Raw genomic sequence first — 15,209 nt, 5'->3', positions numbered from 1 at the left:
ACGGGAAAATCAGAAAATTGGCTGCTGGCACAGACCGCGCCAAAATCTTGTTGGCAAGATAACCCACCGGCGACTACAATCCCGACGCGGCGCGGCGGCTATCTTTACGGCTCGAAATGGGTGGGTCCCCCAGCCGGACCCGTATTCTTTTTTCTTTCGCAGTATTCTATGGCATTGCAATTTGATTTGGTCGTGGTCGGCAGCGGCCCCGGCGGGTACGTAGCCGCCATTCGGGCGTCGCAACTGGGTTTGAAAGTGGGCGTTATCGAGCGCGAGTCGCTGGGTGGCATTTGCCTCAACTGGGGCTGTATCCCCACCAAGGCCCTGCTCAAGTCGGCGCAGGTGTTCGAGTATCTCAACCACGCCGCCGACTATGGCCTGAAGGCCGAAGGCGTGGGCTACGACTTCGGGGCTGTCATCGGCCGCAGCCGGGGCGTGGCCGACGGCATGAGCAAGGGCATTAACTTCCTGTTCAAAAAGAATAAAATCGAAACCGTGATGGGCACCGGCAAAGTGCTGGCCCCTGGCAAAGTGGAGGTGACTAAGGCCGACGGCAGCAAGGAAATGGTGGAAGCTAAATCCATCATCCTGGCCACCGGAGCCCGCTCGCGCGAGCTGCCGACGATGCCGGTTGACAACAAAAAAATCATCGGCTACCGCAAGGCTATGACAATGGAGCAGCTGCCCAAACGCCTCGTGGTAGTGGGCTCCGGTGCTATCGGCGTCGAGTTTGCCTACTTCTACCGCACCATGGGCTCGGAGGTGACGGTGGTGGAGTTCCTGCCCCGCATCGTGCCCGTGGAGGATGAGGAAGTATCGCGCCAGATGGAGAAGTCGTTCCGCAAAATCGGCGTGAACGTGCTCACCAGCGCCGAAGTAACCAAGGTGGACACCAGCGGCGTCGGCTGCCATGTGACCGTGAAAACCGCCAAGGGTGAGCAGGTAATTGAGTGCGACGTGGTGCTGAGCGCCGTGGGCGTGACCACCAACCTCGAAAACATCGGCCTCGAAGAGCTGGGCATTAAAGTAGAGCGCGGCCGCGTGATTGTGGACGACTTCTACCAGACCAACGTGCCGGGCATCTACGCCATCGGCGACATCGTGCCCGGCCCCGCGCTGGCCCACGTAGCCTCGGCCGAAGGCATCATCTGCGTGGAGAAAATCGCCGGCCACCACCCCGAGCCGCTCAACTACCAGAACATCCCCGGCTGCACCTACGCCTCGCCCGAAATCGCCAGCGTGGGCTACACCGAAGCCGAAGCCAAAGCCAAAGGCTACGACGTGCTGGTGGGCAAGTTCCCCTTCTCAGCCTCGGGCAAAGCCAGCGCCGCTGGCGTGAAAGATGGCTTCGTAAAAGTCATTTTCGACAAGAAATACGGCGAATGGCTCGGTGCCCACATGATTGGCGCGAACGTGACCGAAATGATTGCCGAAGTAGTGGTGGCCCGTAAGCTGGAAACCACCGGTATGGAAATCATCAAGGCCGTCCACCCGCACCCCACCATGTCGGAAGCCATTATGGAAGCGGCGGCCGCCGCGTATGGCGAGGTGATTCACCTGTAGTATTTTAGCTTGCCAGGAAGCAATGAGGCCCGGCTAAATCAGCCGGGCCTCATTGCTTTTATCTTAATTACCAGGAACTGTCAAGTATTTGACAGCTTTAATCGACGGTGGATTTTCTCTGCCCAATTTCAGCTGTCAACTATTTTTTGACAACTCGAACCCTGAAAACAGGCGTGCATTTTTTGCATATTACTCTGCACCGAAGGATTGTTGGCCCTCGCGCTGCTCATCGGCTGCTCATCGTCGAAAGCAAGCCGGAGGACAAGCCCACGATGGTGACGCGGGTGGTGAATCTAATTAATCAGGCTAATTGCTGCCCTGCTACTGCGGCACCGCAACCACGGCCTGCGTGAAGTCCAGAATCTTAAACAAGGGGCTCAACTGCGCGTCAAGAATAGCCTTTTCGTTGCGAAACACCGGCGCATTCTCGGCCTCTAGATTCCAGGTGCCAAGGTAGTGGAGCTGGCCAGGGGCCACGGTGAACAGGTAGCGGGTTTCGTGCAAAGCTGCAGGAACGGCGGCGGGCCCGGCGCAGGTTTTCCTCGTGCATTTCGGCCCCGTACCACTTGCTGGCACTGTATAGGTAATGGTAGAGGGCGTAGTGGCCCGGCGGCAGGGCGTAGCAGAACGTGTTTTGCTTGCGGCTGCGCATGGGCGGCTTCACTTCGAGCGTGACGGGTTTGCCGGTGCTCAGGTTAACCAGCCGCACGTACTGGCCCAACCCTCCGCTCTCGAAGCCCAGGCGTTGGATGCAACTGCCGTACACTACCCCCTGGTCGGCCGGAAGGGTGCGCCGGTCAGTTCCCCAGGTTCGGAGCGGCAGTGCGCCCTTGCGGGAGGCAGGGCCATCCAGCGAGTCCGGCGGGGCCGCTTGGGCTATTAGGTTGAGGTTGAAACTAATGGGCAGCGTGAAAGAAACGCTGACCGGCCGGCCATTTTGTGTGCCGGGCTGCCACTGAATCGGGTCGAGCCGGTGGGCATTGCGGAGCACCTCGGCGTCGGCATCTGCGCGCAGTTTTTGCACCAGCTTGATGTTCTCGGTGCGGCCCAGCGCATTGACGGTAAACGAGAACGATACCCGGCCCGCCACGCCGTCGCGGGCCAGGGCGGGCAACACCCGCAGGCTGTCCTGCACAAACCGGACGAACCGTGCCCGGGCGTCCGCGCCGGTTTCGCCCGGCTTCCCGCCCGGAAAAACGGGCATCGTCTCTACGTAAGTGTACTTGTGAATGGTGGCCGAATCGGCGGGTAGCTTCGGTGTTTGCCCGTGGCCGGGATGAGCCAATAGCCCCAGCAAACTGGTAAAGAAGAAAAGGAAAGGACGCATAGTAAGCGTAAAATTAGGCGCTGGTTCCGTCTGATAAGCGTCAATCTACCGCCGTCTCCACTGCTTCTTCTGGTACTGCTGTGGCTTTCGATTTCTGACTCATCAGCCGAATAATCAGAGGCATAGTTGTAAATTGTGATTCATTAGGTAAATTGGTCAAAGCATCAAGTCAGGGAAATCCCAAATTCCGGGGGAACTTTGAGGAACCGCTCAAAACGTTTTTTATCGCTTTGCGGGTTACTCAGCTTCTCCACTGTCTTCTATCCCATGCGCGTTCTTCACACCGCCGACTGGCACCTCGGCCAACGCTTCCAGCACGGCCACGAGCGGCTGGCCGAACACCGCTGCTTCCTCGACTGGCTGCTGGCCACCATTGAGGAGGAGTGCGTGGAGGTGCTGGTGGTGGCCGGCGATGTGTTCGACACGGGCAACCCGCCGGCGGCGGCCCGCCGCTTGTACTACCAGTTTCTGGCGCGGCTTCGCGACTCAGCCACCTGCCACGACGTGGTGATTGTGGGCGGCAACCACGACTCGGCCGATACGCTCAATGCCTCGGCCACGCTGCTCAAAGCGTTGCGGGTGCATGTGGTGGGTGGGGTGCCCGCGCAGTTCGACGACCAGTGCCTGTTGCTGCCGCACGGCGCGGCCACGCCCCGGCTGGCGGTGGCAGCAGTGCCGTTTCTGCGCGACGCCGACGTGCGCTACCTCGTGCCCGGCGAGAGCGCCGAGGAGCGCGAAACCCGCCTGCGTGATGGCATTGCGGCCCATTACCACCGCGTGGCCGACCTGCTGAGTGACTACCGCACCCAAGGCGTGCCGGTGCTGGCCACAGGCCACCTGTTTGCGGCGGGCTGCGGCGACAACGATGCCAGCACCGAGCGCCCGCTGAGCATCGGCTCACTGGGCCAGATTACCGCCGATGCCTTTCCTGCCGATTTCGACTACGTGGCGCTGGGGCACCTGCACCGGCCGCAAGTGGTGGGCCAGCGGGCGCACATCCGCTACTCGGGCTCGCCCATTCCGCTGTCGTTTTCCGAAACTGACCACCCACAGCAGGTACTGCTGCTGACCTTCGACGGGCCGGGCTGTCCGCAGATTCAGGCACTGGATGTGCCCTGCGAGCGGCGGCTGGTGCGTTTTAAGGGTTCGCTGGATGAGGTTATTGAGCAGCTTCAGCAATACGATAATGCCAGCTTCCAACACGAGGCCTGGGCCGACGTAGCCGTGCTGCCCGGCCTGCCGTGGTCGGAAGTGCAGGACCGCATCCGCGAAGCCTGGCAGGCCACCGAAGGCCGCGTGCGCGTGGTAGCTGGCCCCCGGCCCTTACGCCCGTTGGAAAATGAAATGCCGGAGAATGCTCTCGAAGAAGCGCCCGAAGGCCCGCATTTGGAGGAACTATCGCCGCGGCTGGTGTTTGAGCAACTGCTCGATACGCAGGCCCTAGAACCCGAGGCCCGCCAACAACTGCTGGATACGTTTGGCCAGCTGCTCGCCTTGCCGAAGGCCGATGCCGTGGCGTAACTTGAGGCTGCCAATCTGTTTAATCAACCGTCGGGTTAGTCAATCGGCTGCGGCCTGATTAATTTGACGTTCTACCGAATTATGAAAATCATTTCCGTTGCTTGCCAGAATCTCAACTCTTTGCGGGGCAAGCAGGTGCATCGGCTCGATTTTGAAACTGCACCGCTGGAAAACTGCGGCCTGTTTGCCATCACGGGGCCAACTGGCGCGGGCAAAACCACGCTGCTCGACGCCATTACGCTGGCCCTGTACGGCCGCACGCCGCGCCAGGGCAACGGCCGTTCCCTCATCAGCCACGGCGCAACGGAGAGCTGGGCCGAAGTGGTATATGAAGTTGCCGCCGGGCGCTTTCTGGCCAAATGGAGCATTCAGCGGGCGCGCAAAAAAGTGGGCGGCGCCTTGCAGGATGCCTACATGGAAGTATGCTCGTGGCCCGATGGCAAGCTCCTGACCCAGAAAACGGAGAAGAGCATCGCCCAGAACGAAGTTCTGACAGGCATGAAATACACGCAGTTCACCCGCTCGGTGCTACTGGCGCAGGGCGGCTTCGATGAGTTTCTGAAAGCTAAAGACGACGAGCGGGAAAAACTGCTGGAGCGCATCACGGGCATTGAGATTTACACCACGCTGTCGGGACAGGCGCACGAGCGGTTTCGGGCTGAGGAGTTGAAGGAGCGGGACCTTTCTGCCCGCATTGGGGCGGTGCAGTGGTTTTCGGCCGATGAGCTGGCGGCCAAAACCACGGAAGACGAGCAGCTGACCGACGCCGTTGCCACGGCCGCCGCCGCCGCCGATGCCCTGCGCCAGCACCACGACTGGCACCAGAAACTAGCCGAGCTCACCACCAAAACCACCCAGGCCGCCACCGCCGTGGAGCAGGCCAAAACCATGTTGGCCACCCGCCAGCCCGACCTCGACCGGCTGGCCGACCACGAGCGCGCCGAACCCTTCGAGAAGCGCTGGGTGCGGGTGAACGCCGCCGCCCGCGATGCGCAACAGGCCGAAACGGCCCGCCAGCAGCTGGCCCGCGATTTGGCTACCGCCCGCGTGCGTCACGCGCAGGCCCAGGCCGCCGTGGAGGCGGCCCGCACGGCCTGGCAACAGGCCGAAGAGGACCTGGCCCGCGAAAAACCAGCGTTGGATGAGGCATTGGCCCAGATTCCCAACCTCGACACGCTAACCAAAGCGGCGGCCATCGCCCGCCGCGAGTGGGACGAAAAAAAAGCCATTCAGCAGCAGGCGCAGCGCGATTTCCTGCACTTCGAACAGCAGGTCACCACTAACCGCACTGAGTTCAATCAGCTCAGCGAGTGGTTAACCCGCCACGCCGCCGACGAAAAGCTGGGAACCGCCGCCGCCCGCCTCGACGGCCTGCTGGCGCAGCGCGATAAAGCCGCCAGCGACTACAGCCTGGTGAAGCAGCAGAAACAGCCGCTGCTAACCGAGCTGAACACCGCCGGCCAGGCCGCGCAAGATTTCCACAATAACGCCGAGCTGGCCAGCGAAGCCCTCGCTGGTCTGGCCGAGGAGTGGGAGCTGTGGCGCCGGCAGCACGCGGGTTTGCAGGAGGCCGCGCAAGACAGACAGCTATTGCTGGTGAATGAGTTAGAGGTAGTACGCGCAACCCACGGCCGGCACTTTGAGCAACTATTGGGCAAGAAATTGTTTGCCCAGCACAAGGACAACCTACAGCCGGGGCACTCGTGTCCGCTGTGCGGGGCCCTGGAGCACCCGGTGTTGCGCGAGGGAGTGGATACTTCGGCCGAAGCCATTGCGGCCTTAGAAAAACAAGTGGCTGCAAGCAGCCAACAGCTGCAAACGCTCACCAGCCAGCAGCAGGATAACGACAAGTTGCTGACCATTCTGGAGCCGTTTCCGCGGGCGTTGGTTGCTAATGCCGCTGCCCGGCAGCTCGACTTGCCCGCTGCCCTGCGCGGGGCGCAACTGTTAGTGCGCGACCTTAACAATGCCCCGGAGCGTCAAACTAAGCACACCAAAGAATACGGCCAGGCCAAAAAGGCCGAAGCTGACGCGCTGGATAAGCAGGAATTGCTCAGTAAGCAGCTGGCTGGGATTGACGAGCAGCTGACGCGCATCCAGGCCGAAGGGCTGTTGGCCGTGCAGGAAATGGAGGAGCTGGCCACCCAACTGGAACTGCCTTTTGACCGCAGGCAGCCGGCTTCGCTAAAGGCGCTGATTCAGGAGCGGGCCACGGCATTTGACCGGAATAATAGCCGCCGCAATAAGCTGGAGGTGGAGCTGGCTGGTGCCACCGCCCGGCTGGAGGCGTTGGAGAAAGCCGCGCAAGGCCTGGTTATGGAAGTCGAAAAACTTGGTGAGCGCCAGCAGGTCGCCGCCCGTGAGGCTGAGGCCTGCGCCGCCGCCATTGCTGCCGCGCACCCTGGCTATGCTTCGCCGCAGGCCGCTCTGAACCACTGGCAAACCGCCGAAAGAACGGCCCGTCAGAGCCATGAGGCCGCCCAAACCACTGAACGCGCTGGCAGCGAGCAGTGCAATAATCTAGAATCGGAGGCACGATATAAGGCTGATGCCCGCAACCTGGCGCAATTTGAGCACGACCACCTGCTCGAAGAGCTCAGCCACCAGCTGCCACTGGCCGGGCTGGCCGCCTCGTCTGCCATTCTCGACTTGCTGTTGCCCGAAGCGCAGCGGCCGGTGCTGCGCCGCCTTGCCACCGAGCTGCGCGGCAACGTAGCCCAGGCCCAGGCCCACCAGCAATGGTGCGCCGTCGAACTGGCCAAAACTCAGGCCCAGGCCCTCACCCCCGAGCCGGCCGAAGCCGTGAAAACCACTTTTGAAGACGCTCAGCAGCATTACTTAACCCAGCGCGACCATCTGGCCAGCCTGAAAAAAGAACTGGCCGACGACCAGCTCAAGCGCGCCACGCACCACGAGCTGGCCCAGGAGCTAACCGCCCAAAAGGCTGAAACCCGGCGCTGGGCCGCCATGTACGAACTGCTGGGCTCGCGCGACAAAAGCAAGTTCAGCCGCTTTGCGCAGGGCCTCACCCTGGCCCGCCTCGTGAGCCACGCCAACCATCACCTGCGCCTGTTCAATGAGCGCTACACCCTGCGCCGCCGCGATGCGACCTCGCTGGGCTTGCTCGTGGCCGACAGCTACGACGACTGCGTGCGCGACGTGGGCACTCTTTCGGGTGGCGAAACCTTCCTAGTGAGCCTGGCGCTGGCGCTCGGCCTCTCCGAATTGGCCTCCAACTCGGCCCGCATCGATTCGCTGTTTATCGACGAAGGCTTTGGTACGCTCGACGCTGATACGCTGGATATTGCCTTAGCGGCGCTGGGCAGCCTGCGGCAGCGCGGCAAAACCATCGGCATCATCACCCACGTCGATGTCGACAAGTTGAAAGATTACATCGACACGCGCGTGGTAGTGGAGCGGGTAGGGCAGGGCAGCAGCCGCCTGCGCGTGCTGCCCGAAGTGCAGCAGGAGGTGTTGGCCTAGCTGGCTCCGCCCGCCGCCTTCACCTCCGCCCACGTCCAGTATTTCTTCGCCTCAATTCCAGCGTAGCCAGCCCGAAAAAACGCCACCACTTCCCGTTCCATCACCTCTGGCGCGATGGACGACGGATAAATCGGCCGGCCATCTGGGTCAGCGTAGCGTTCAGCTTTGCTGAGCTTTTTCCCGGTCAGGCGCAGCAGTGGGCCGGTGTCGGTGATGCCGTCGGCGGCCCATGTGCGGCCACTGGTTTCGAGGGAGTTTAGCCGCGTCACCAGCGGAGCGAGCGCCAGGCGCGGCAGGGTAGGGCGGCTGGCGAGGTCAATCCAGGTGGTGTATTTATACTCCAGCTCGTAGCGGTTGCCCTCGTACTGGCTCAGCACGATATCATAGCCCGCCGTGGGGCCGAAGAGAGCGTAATACGGCAGCGGCACGGGCGTATTCACCACCGCCAGCCCGATTTCCGGGTGGTTTCGCCGCGTGGTTTGAGGACTTTGGGCGATTGCCGCTGCCCGCAGCACCCAGTCGTATTCGGGCTGCCAGGCGGCGCGGCCGGCTTCGGGCTTTTGCAGGATTTCGGCGAAGCGGGGTAGAAACCAGTCAAATTTTTCGGCCGAGGCTTCGTCCTCGCGCCGCCGCCGGATGGGCGCACCGAAGGGCTCGTAGAAGCGGGCTTTTTCCTCGGCATTCAGCCAGCATCCCAGCTTCAGGGCAGCAGCGGCCAGCGGGTGGGCCAGGTCAATTTCGCGGAAGTCGCCCAGCACGGCCACCATACGCAACAGCACTTCGTGCTTCAAAGCCAACTCCGGATTCAGCAGACTCCACACGCCGATAAAGCCGTCGATATCAAAGTGGTTGGCCGTCACGGCCGCCGCCGCCAGGCCCGGCGTGGTGGGCTGGTGCAGCGCCCGCAGCACCGAGCCGGCGCTGGTGTCGTCGCGCAGGGCGGGGGGCGTGGCCGCCCCGCGCCAGTGCGCCAGCGTGAGCACGGCCCCGAGGCCCACGCTATCCACCACAATAGTAGGCTGCTGCCGAAGCTGCGCAAAAGGCACGAAATAGCGGTTCATCCGGCAAAGCTCCGTCAAAAATACCGGGCGGCGCAACCCCGCCTACCGCCGCCCGCGCCGGTTGCTGATGCGCTCCACGCGCTGCTTCCGAATCCAGCGCAGGTAGGTTTGCAGCTCCTCCGCATCCCGCAGGGCTTCAACGGAGGAATAGTGCCGGGCCAGGGCACGGTTGCTCAAAAAGCGGTGTACGCTGCTGTGGCAGGGCTGGCAGAGGTCCACGGTGGGGCCGTGGTTGCCGCCTTGTTCGCGCGGCACGAGGTGGTGGCGCGAAGTGGCCTGCACCTCCCGCTCGCAGAGGCCGCAGCGGGGCACGGAGGCCGGTACTGGGTTATGGGACGGCCAGGGGACGGACCGCGCGCGTGGCCTGGGCATTACGTGATTAGTAGTCGGACGTGAAGAGTTTGGCTGAAACCCCAACCGGCTTAGCCCGCTGCAAGTTGCGGAATCGTTATCGACGTACTATCTTGGCGGGTAATGTGCGGAGGTTTCGCATTTTACCGCTCTTTCTGTTTAGCTGCATTTCACCCTTTTTCTCCTTATTTTAATCGTGATGATAACTGTACCCTCCTTTTTACGGCCTGAACGTTGGCCGCTGGCCGGCTGGCTGACCGGCGCGCTGATGATGTTGCTGCTGCTGGGCTCAGCCCCCGCCGCCCACGCGCAAACCTGGATGGTGAGCACCACCGCCCAAATCAAGCTGGGCGTCCTGGACAAATACGGCCAGCTCGGCCCCTACACGGCCATCTTCATCGTGCATAGTGAAAAAACTGGCAAAGACTACCTGTTGGTGAAGGAACTGGCCAAAGGTCAGACCGGCGTCGACGTGCTTTTTCCCACCGACCCGTCCGACCCCGAATATTTCAAGGCCGAAACCGGGGAAGCGGCCAGCGCCATTCCCGGCCGCTATACTTGGGAATGCCGCGTGAAAGGCGTGAAAGCCGTGGGCGGCCGCTTTACGCTGCCCGAAGTGGCCAATGACGTGACAATTATCAATAAGTAACTGAGCCGGTTCCGGCCGCAAAACCTAAAAGCCCGGCCCCGCGCCGGGCTTTTTGCGTTATACCCAGTCCCAAAGCCCTGACTTCTCGCTTAACCGTTTCGCATCATGCCTCGCAAGTCTTTCCCCGAACTCATCAACAGCCCCGGCATGCCCGTGCTGGTCGATTTTTACGCCACTTGGTGCGGCCCCTGCAAAACCATGGCCCCCATTCTGGAGCAGGTGGCGGCCCAGCACGGCGGCAAGCTGCGCGTGGTTAAAATCGACGTGGACCGCAACCAGGCCGTGGCCCAGCAATACCGCGTGCAGAGCATCCCCACGCTGATTTTGTTCCATCAGGGGCAGCCGGTATGGCGGCAGGCGGGCGTGGTGCCGGCCGCCCAAATCGCGCAGGCCCTGCTGCCCTACGTGGGTAAATAGCCCGTACCGGCGCGGACGCTAAACTATCCGGCGGATACCGGCGTTGGGAGGGCGCTACCTTTGCGCGTTCCTCGACTGTACCGTATGATTTTTAGCTCTGCCCGGCGTTATTACCTGTTATTGTTGGTGTTGGGCCTGGGCTGGCCGCAGGCTGGCTGGAGCCAGACAACGGCGCGGTTCACCATCAGCGGCACCGTGCGCGGCGGGCGCGGCGAAACCCTGCCTGGGGCCAGCGTGGCCGTGCCCGCCCTCGGCACTGGCACGGCGGCCGACTCATTGGGCCACTACTCGCTGAGCCTGCCCGCCGGGCACCACCAGCTGGTCATTGCCTTCATCGGCTACCAGCAAATCATTCGAGAGGTGAACCTGACCAAAAACCAGCGTCTTAGCCTCAACCTGGAAGAAAGCGGCAACGAACTGGGCGAGGTGGTAGTGGAAGGCACCGTGACCCTAGAGCAGAAGCTCAAAACCACCCAAATGGGCGTCGAGCACCTCAGCATTAAGGAGGCCAAGCTGTTGCCGGCGCTGTTTGGCGAAGTCGACATCCTGAAAACCCTGCAACTGAAGCCCGGGGTACAGAGCGGGGGCGAAGGCACCAGTGGCCTGTTCGTGCGCGGCGGCTCGGCCGACCAGAACTTGGTGCTGCTCGATAATACGGTGGTATACAACCCCAACCACTTGTTTGGGCTGTTTTCGGTGTTCAACTCCGATGCCGTGCAGAGTGTGGACCTGTACAAGTCGGGCTTCCCGGCGCAGTTTGGCGGGCGGCTGTCGTCGGTGGTGGATGTGAAGCTGCGCGAGGGCGACCGCCAGCACTACGTGGCCACCGGCGGCGTGGGCCTGATTTCGTCGCGCCTCACCTACGAGGGGCCGATAAACAAGGGCAAAGGCTCCTTCATTGTGAGCGGGCGGCGCACATATTTCGACATTTTCACGCGGGCGCTCAACAAGGCCAACGAGGGCAAGGAGGACTACAGCCCCATTCCCGACTACTATTTCTACGACCTCAACGCCAAGGCGAATTATACCTTGGGTGAGAAAGACCAGGTGTTTCTGACCGGCTACCTGGGCCGCGACGTATTCGGGTTCAGCAGTCCCAATGGCTTCAAATTCAGCTTCCAGTGGGGCAATACCCTCGGCTCGCTGCGTTGGAACCACACGTTCTCGCCTAAGCTATTTGTGAATACGACCGTGTCGGTGTCGGACTACAAATACACGCTGACCAACCAATTGGCCAACGTGTTTAGCTTCAACCTGGGCTCGAAAATCACGGACTACACCGGGCGCACCGATTTCGAGTACACGCCCAACGACCGGCACCAGATTAAGACCGGGGCCATGTTCACGCAGCACCATTTCGGCGTGGGCCGCCTCAGCGCCAGTACCGGCGACGGCCGCCTCGACATCGGCTCCGATGTGCGGTACGACGCCCTCGACGGAGCCGTTTACGCCTCCGACAACTACAAAGCCACCGACAAGCTCCAGCTCGAAGGCGGCCTGCGCCTGACCGGTTTCCGCAGCGGCACCAACCAGTACGGCGGCCTGGAGCCCCGCGCCGCCGCCCGCTACGCCCTGAACGACAAGACTTCGTTCAAGCTCAACTACGCCATGATGTACCAGTATGTACACCTGGTCACGAATTCGGGCGCGTCGCTGCCGACGGATATCTGGTACCCGTCGCGGCTGTCGGTGAAGCCGCAGCAGTCGCAGCAGGTGAGCGGTGGGGCCAGCTTCCTGCTGGGCGGTGGCAAGTATCTGCTCACCAATGAGCTATATTATAAATGGGGCCGCAACCAGGTCGATTTCCGCGATGGCGCGCAGCTGTTCGTGAACCCCGATTTGGACCAGGAATTTATTTTTGGCAAGAGTTGGGCCTACGGCAACGAGCTTTATCTGGAAAAGAAAACCGGCAGAACCACCGGCTGGATTGGCTACACGCTGGCCTGGAGCTGGCGCAATTTTCAGCCCCAGAACGGCACCAACGGCGTGAACGGCGGCCAGGATTTCCACCCCAACTACGACCGCCGCCACAACCTGACCGTGGTGGTGCTGCATCAGCTCAATGCCCGCATTAATCTCACGGCCAGCTTCATTTATACTTCGGGCAACCTCACTACGCTGCCACTGGGCCGGTTTGGCGTGCAGGATATCCCGGGTTCCAGCACGGGCATCGACCCGCGCCCAGTGCCCGTGTACCCTGACCGCAATTCCTACCGCCTCATCCCGTACCACCGCCTCGATCTTGGGGTGGTGTACAAAATCGGGGCCCGGCGCGACCAGGACCTCACCCTGAGCATCTACAACGCCTACAACCGCCGCAACGCCTACTTCGTGTTCTTCGACACGGTGAAGGACAAGGCCAGCGGCCGCACCACCGGCTTCCAGGCCCGGCAGGTGTCGCTGTTCCCGGTCATCCCGTCGCTCACCTACAATTTCCGCTTCTAACCCCTAGGTTTTATGTCGATTTCAATCAACAGAAGCACGTTTGGGGCGCTGGCAATAATTGGACTAGCGTTGGCTGGCTGCGGCAAGCTGCAAAACGACATCAACGTGCCGCTGCCCGCCTTTTCCTCCGATTTGGTGGTGGAATGCTACCTTGAGCCCGGCCGGGTGCCGGAGTTGGCCGTCACTACGTCGGTGCCCTACATCAGCGCCGTGCTGCCGCAGGTGCCCACCGATGTCACCGTCACGCTCACCATGCCCAATGGCACGCTGGTGCCGCTGGCCTTCAACCCCAACTACCGGGCGCTGGTTGACACTACTTCGGGCGTGAAATTCCATTCCCACATTGGCCGCGACCCGCTGGTGGCTCGGGCCGGCGATGTGTTCAAGCTCGACGTGGTGGACACCAAAGGCCGCCACGCCACCGCCACCACCACCATGCTGGTCCCCGTGCCCATCGATTCTTTGAACTACCAGTTCAACGACAAAACCGGCTCCGAACGCAAGGCCCTCTTCCTCACCAGCTTCCGCGACCCGGCCCCGCTCGACGACTGCTACCGTCTGCAGCTCCACAAGGGCAACCCCGCCCGGGGGGCGCTCCTCAAAACCCCGGAAGCGGACCTGTCGGTGGAAGACCGGCTACTCAATGGCCATGAATTTGTGCTCGGCACCAGCTACCGCTTTTTCCCCAGCGACACCATCACGGCCACGCTCTACCACATCGAGCGGGCCATGTACCGCTTTCGGCAGTCGGTGCGAGATGCGCGCCAGGCCAACGGCAACCCCTTCGCTCAACCCTCGGCTATTTATGGCAACGTGCAGGGCGGCATCGGCATCTTCGGCGTGCTGAGCGGCACCACGGCCCAGAAGATTCTGCCGAAGTAAGAATAAGAAGTCGAAAAAAAAGGGCCGGGCTGGGGCAACCATTCGGGCCGGGGAGGCATCTACTTTTCATTCCCAACCAAATTTTTCTCCCTTCTTTCCATGCAAAAACTCCGCTACCCCGTTCTCGCCTTGGCCCTGATTACCCTGAGCCTGGGCAGCTGCAAAAAAGACCCGGCCCCGACGCCACAGCCTACGGTCATCACTTCCACGCAGCAGCTGACCACCGGCAACTGGCGCCTCGACCAGATTAAACAAGCCGGCCAGGTCACCAGCACAGGGTCCGGCATCAAGGACCAGTACTCGCTCACTTTCCGCACCGACGGCACCTACACCCAAAAATTAGTGGCCGATGGCACCACCTACCCCGGTACCTGGATGCTGATGGGCAACAACACCATGCTCCACCTCACCGACAACAAGGGCACCAGCAACGAATACACCGTGGCTGCCCTCTCGGCCACCGAGCTGCGCTACACGTTCACGAATAAGACCGGCGCAGTTGAAGAACGCACGTTCTCGGCCCAGCCGTAAGCGGCTTTTTTAGTAGAAACGATGTAATCAACGAGGCCCGGACATATCGTCCGGGCCTCGTTGGTTTTTGCCCGGCGGGGCACAAGCTAAAGCATGTACTACAGCCCCGCCACCACGGCTTTAATCAGGGCCGTGAGGCGGGGCTCGGCGGCAGCGGCGGCGGCGAAGATGTCGGCTAGTACCACGGGCTTGAGGTGGCCGGGTGCGCACAAATCGGTGATGACCGACACGGCCAGCACCGGCAGGCTGAGGTGGCGGGCGGCAATAACTTCGGGCACTGTGCTCATGCCCACGGCATCGGCCCCGATGGTGCGCAGGTAGCGGTACTCGGCCGGGGTTTCGAGCATGGGGCCGGGCACGCTGGCGTACACGCCGCGCCGGGTGGTGCCGGCCTGGCCCAGCGCCTGGGCGGCGGCTTCGGCCCGGCGCAGCAGGTCGGCATCGTAAGGCGTGAACATATCGGGGAAGCGCGGCCCCATTTCGTCCAGGTTGGCCCCAATGAGCGGGTTGGTGGGCTGCAGGTTGATGTGGTCGTCAATCAGCATCAAATCCGCAAGGTTGAAATCGGGGTTCAGGCCACCGGCGGCGTTGCTCACCAGCAGGCGGGCAATGCCGAGCAGCTTGAGCACGCGCACGGGCATGGCCACCTGCTGCATGGTGTAGCCCTCGTAGTAATGGAAACGGCCTTGCAGGACCGCCACTTTCCGGCCGGCCATGCGGCCCAGCAGCAGCCGGCCGGCGTGGCTCTCCACCGTGCTGAGGGGGAAATGCGGAATATCGGCGTAGTTGATTTCATATTCCACCTCGACCTCGTTGGCCAGCGCGCCCAGCCCGGTGCCGAGGATGATGCCTGTTTCGGGCTGGAAGGCCTGGGAATTGGCTTTGATGTAGGCGGCGGCTTCTTGGAGGTGTTGGAGCATTGGAGGGCAGGGGAAATGACCTAGCGCGAACTTTGTAGTTCGCGCCCCCGCACGACACC

12 protein-coding genes are annotated in these 15,209 nt (G+C 62.0%); 8 read left to right on the top strand and 4 right to left on the bottom strand.

What is annotated here, in order from left to right; genetic code table 11:
• Nucleotides 1-168: 168 nt before the first annotated feature.
• Nucleotides 169-1,563 (top strand): dihydrolipoyl dehydrogenase, encoded by a 1,395-nt coding sequence (gene lpdA / locus ACVWYF_RS17105; RefSeq protein ID WP_457070211.1) that lies wholly within the window; start codon nucleotides 169-171, stop codon nucleotides 1,561-1,563.
• Nucleotides 1,564-1,951: 388 nt separating this feature from the next.
• On the opposite strand, the gene ACVWYF_RS17100 is transcribed toward lpdA, so the two are convergent.
• The gene (locus ACVWYF_RS17100) at nucleotides 1,952-2,890 is read right to left on the bottom strand and encodes an energy transducer TonB (protein WP_457070209.1); all 939 of its coding nucleotides are present in this window, start codon (nucleotides 2,888-2,890) and stop codon (nucleotides 1,952-1,954) included.
• 267 nt (nucleotides 2,891-3,157) lie between these two features.
• Here ACVWYF_RS17100 and ACVWYF_RS17095 point away from each other — a divergent pair, with 267 nt between their 5' ends.
• The gene (locus ACVWYF_RS17095; protein ID WP_457070207.1) at nucleotides 3,158-4,411 is read left to right on the top strand and encodes an exonuclease SbcCD subunit D C-terminal domain-containing protein; all 1,254 of its coding nucleotides are present in this window, start codon (nucleotides 3,158-3,160) and stop codon (nucleotides 4,409-4,411) included.
• 81 nt (nucleotides 4,412-4,492) lie between these two features.
• Nucleotides 4,493-7,894 (top strand): AAA family ATPase, encoded by a 3,402-nt coding sequence (locus ACVWYF_RS17090; RefSeq protein WP_457070205.1) that lies wholly within the window; start codon nucleotides 4,493-4,495, stop codon nucleotides 7,892-7,894.
• On the opposite strand, the gene ACVWYF_RS17085 is transcribed toward ACVWYF_RS17090, so the two are convergent.
• Nucleotides 7,891-8,955 carry a DUF6687 family protein gene (locus ACVWYF_RS17085; protein WP_457070203.1) on the bottom strand — a complete coding sequence of 355 codons (1,065 nt, stop codon included), beginning with the start codon at nucleotides 8,953-8,955 and terminating at the stop codon, nucleotides 7,891-7,893. The two genes, ACVWYF_RS17090 and ACVWYF_RS17085, sit on opposite strands and share 4 nt — an antisense overlap.
• Before the next feature lie 42 nt (nucleotides 8,956-8,997).
• Nucleotides 8,998-9,267, bottom strand: a complete 270-nt coding sequence (locus ACVWYF_RS17080; protein WP_457070201.1) for an HNH endonuclease — start codon at nucleotides 9,265-9,267, stop codon at nucleotides 8,998-9,000.
• Between the two features lie 238 nt (nucleotides 9,268-9,505).
• Here ACVWYF_RS17080 and ACVWYF_RS17075 point away from each other — a divergent pair, with 238 nt between their 5' ends.
• The 5 genes from ACVWYF_RS17075 (at nucleotide 9,506) to ACVWYF_RS17055 (ending at nucleotide 14,230) form a co-directional block, all read left to right on the top strand.
• Nucleotides 9,506-9,955, top strand: coding sequence for a hypothetical protein (locus ACVWYF_RS17075; protein WP_457070199.1), 450 nt, complete (start codon nucleotides 9,506-9,508; stop codon nucleotides 9,953-9,955).
• A 105-nt stretch (nucleotides 9,956-10,060) separates the two neighbouring features.
• A complete protein-coding gene (gene trxA, locus ACVWYF_RS17070; RefSeq protein WP_457070197.1) occupies nucleotides 10,061-10,372 on the top strand; it encodes a thioredoxin in 312 nt (103 codons plus the stop codon).
• 84 nt (nucleotides 10,373-10,456) lie between these two features.
• Complete coding sequence (locus ACVWYF_RS17065; protein ID WP_457070195.1) at nucleotides 10,457-12,817, top strand: TonB-dependent receptor; 2,361 nt, start codon at nucleotides 10,457-10,459, stop codon at nucleotides 12,815-12,817.
• Between the two features lie 12 nt (nucleotides 12,818-12,829).
• Nucleotides 12,830-13,699, top strand: coding sequence for a DUF4249 domain-containing protein (locus ACVWYF_RS17060; RefSeq protein WP_457070193.1), 870 nt, complete (start codon nucleotides 12,830-12,832; stop codon nucleotides 13,697-13,699).
• A gap of 99 nt (nucleotides 13,700-13,798) precedes the next feature.
• The gene (locus tag ACVWYF_RS17055) at nucleotides 13,799-14,230 is read left to right on the top strand and encodes a lipocalin family protein (protein ID WP_457070191.1); all 432 of its coding nucleotides are present in this window, start codon (nucleotides 13,799-13,801) and stop codon (nucleotides 14,228-14,230) included.
• 98 nt (nucleotides 14,231-14,328) lie between these two features.
• Here the strand turns inward: ACVWYF_RS17055 and ACVWYF_RS17050 are convergent, their stop codons facing one another.
• Complete coding sequence (locus ACVWYF_RS17050) at nucleotides 14,329-15,150, bottom strand: purine-nucleoside phosphorylase (RefSeq protein ID WP_457070189.1); 822 nt, start codon at nucleotides 15,148-15,150, stop codon at nucleotides 14,329-14,331.
• Between the last annotated feature and the right edge of the window lie 59 nt (nucleotides 15,151-15,209).

Source organism: Hymenobacter sp. UYAg731 (assembly GCF_054061335.1).
The sequence above is the reverse complement of the archived record's forward strand: the minus strand, read 5'-3'. Positions and strand labels throughout refer to the sequence as shown.

Bases quoted from the DNA above. Each gene is read 5' to 3' on its own strand.
- lpdA (WP_457070211.1), top strand. From the start codon at position 169: ATGGCATTGCAATTTGATTTGGTCGTGGTCGGCAGCGGCCCCGGCGGG.
- ACVWYF_RS17100 (WP_457070209.1), bottom strand. From the start codon at position 2,890: ATGCGTCCTTTCCTTTTCTTCTTTACCAGTTTGCTGGGGCTATTGGCT.
- ACVWYF_RS17095 (WP_457070207.1), top strand. From the start codon at position 3,158: ATGCGCGTTCTTCACACCGCCGACTGGCACCTCGGCCAACGCTTCCAG.
- ACVWYF_RS17090 (WP_457070205.1), top strand. From the start codon at position 4,493: ATGAAAATCATTTCCGTTGCTTGCCAGAATCTCAACTCTTTGCGGGGC.
- ACVWYF_RS17085 (WP_457070203.1), bottom strand. From the start codon at position 8,955: ATGAACCGCTATTTCGTGCCTTTTGCGCAGCTTCGGCAGCAGCCTACT.
- ACVWYF_RS17075 (WP_457070199.1), top strand. From the start codon at position 9,506: ATGATAACTGTACCCTCCTTTTTACGGCCTGAACGTTGGCCGCTGGCC.
- trxA (WP_457070197.1), top strand. From the start codon at position 10,061: ATGCCTCGCAAGTCTTTCCCCGAACTCATCAACAGCCCCGGCATGCCC.
- ACVWYF_RS17065 (WP_457070195.1), top strand. From the start codon at position 10,457: ATGATTTTTAGCTCTGCCCGGCGTTATTACCTGTTATTGTTGGTGTTG.
- ACVWYF_RS17060 (WP_457070193.1), top strand. From the start codon at position 12,830: ATGTCGATTTCAATCAACAGAAGCACGTTTGGGGCGCTGGCAATAATT.
- ACVWYF_RS17055 (WP_457070191.1), top strand. From the start codon at position 13,799: ATGCAAAAACTCCGCTACCCCGTTCTCGCCTTGGCCCTGATTACCCTG.
- ACVWYF_RS17050 (WP_457070189.1), bottom strand. From the start codon at position 15,150: ATGCTCCAACACCTCCAAGAAGCCGCCGCCTACATCAAAGCCAATTCC.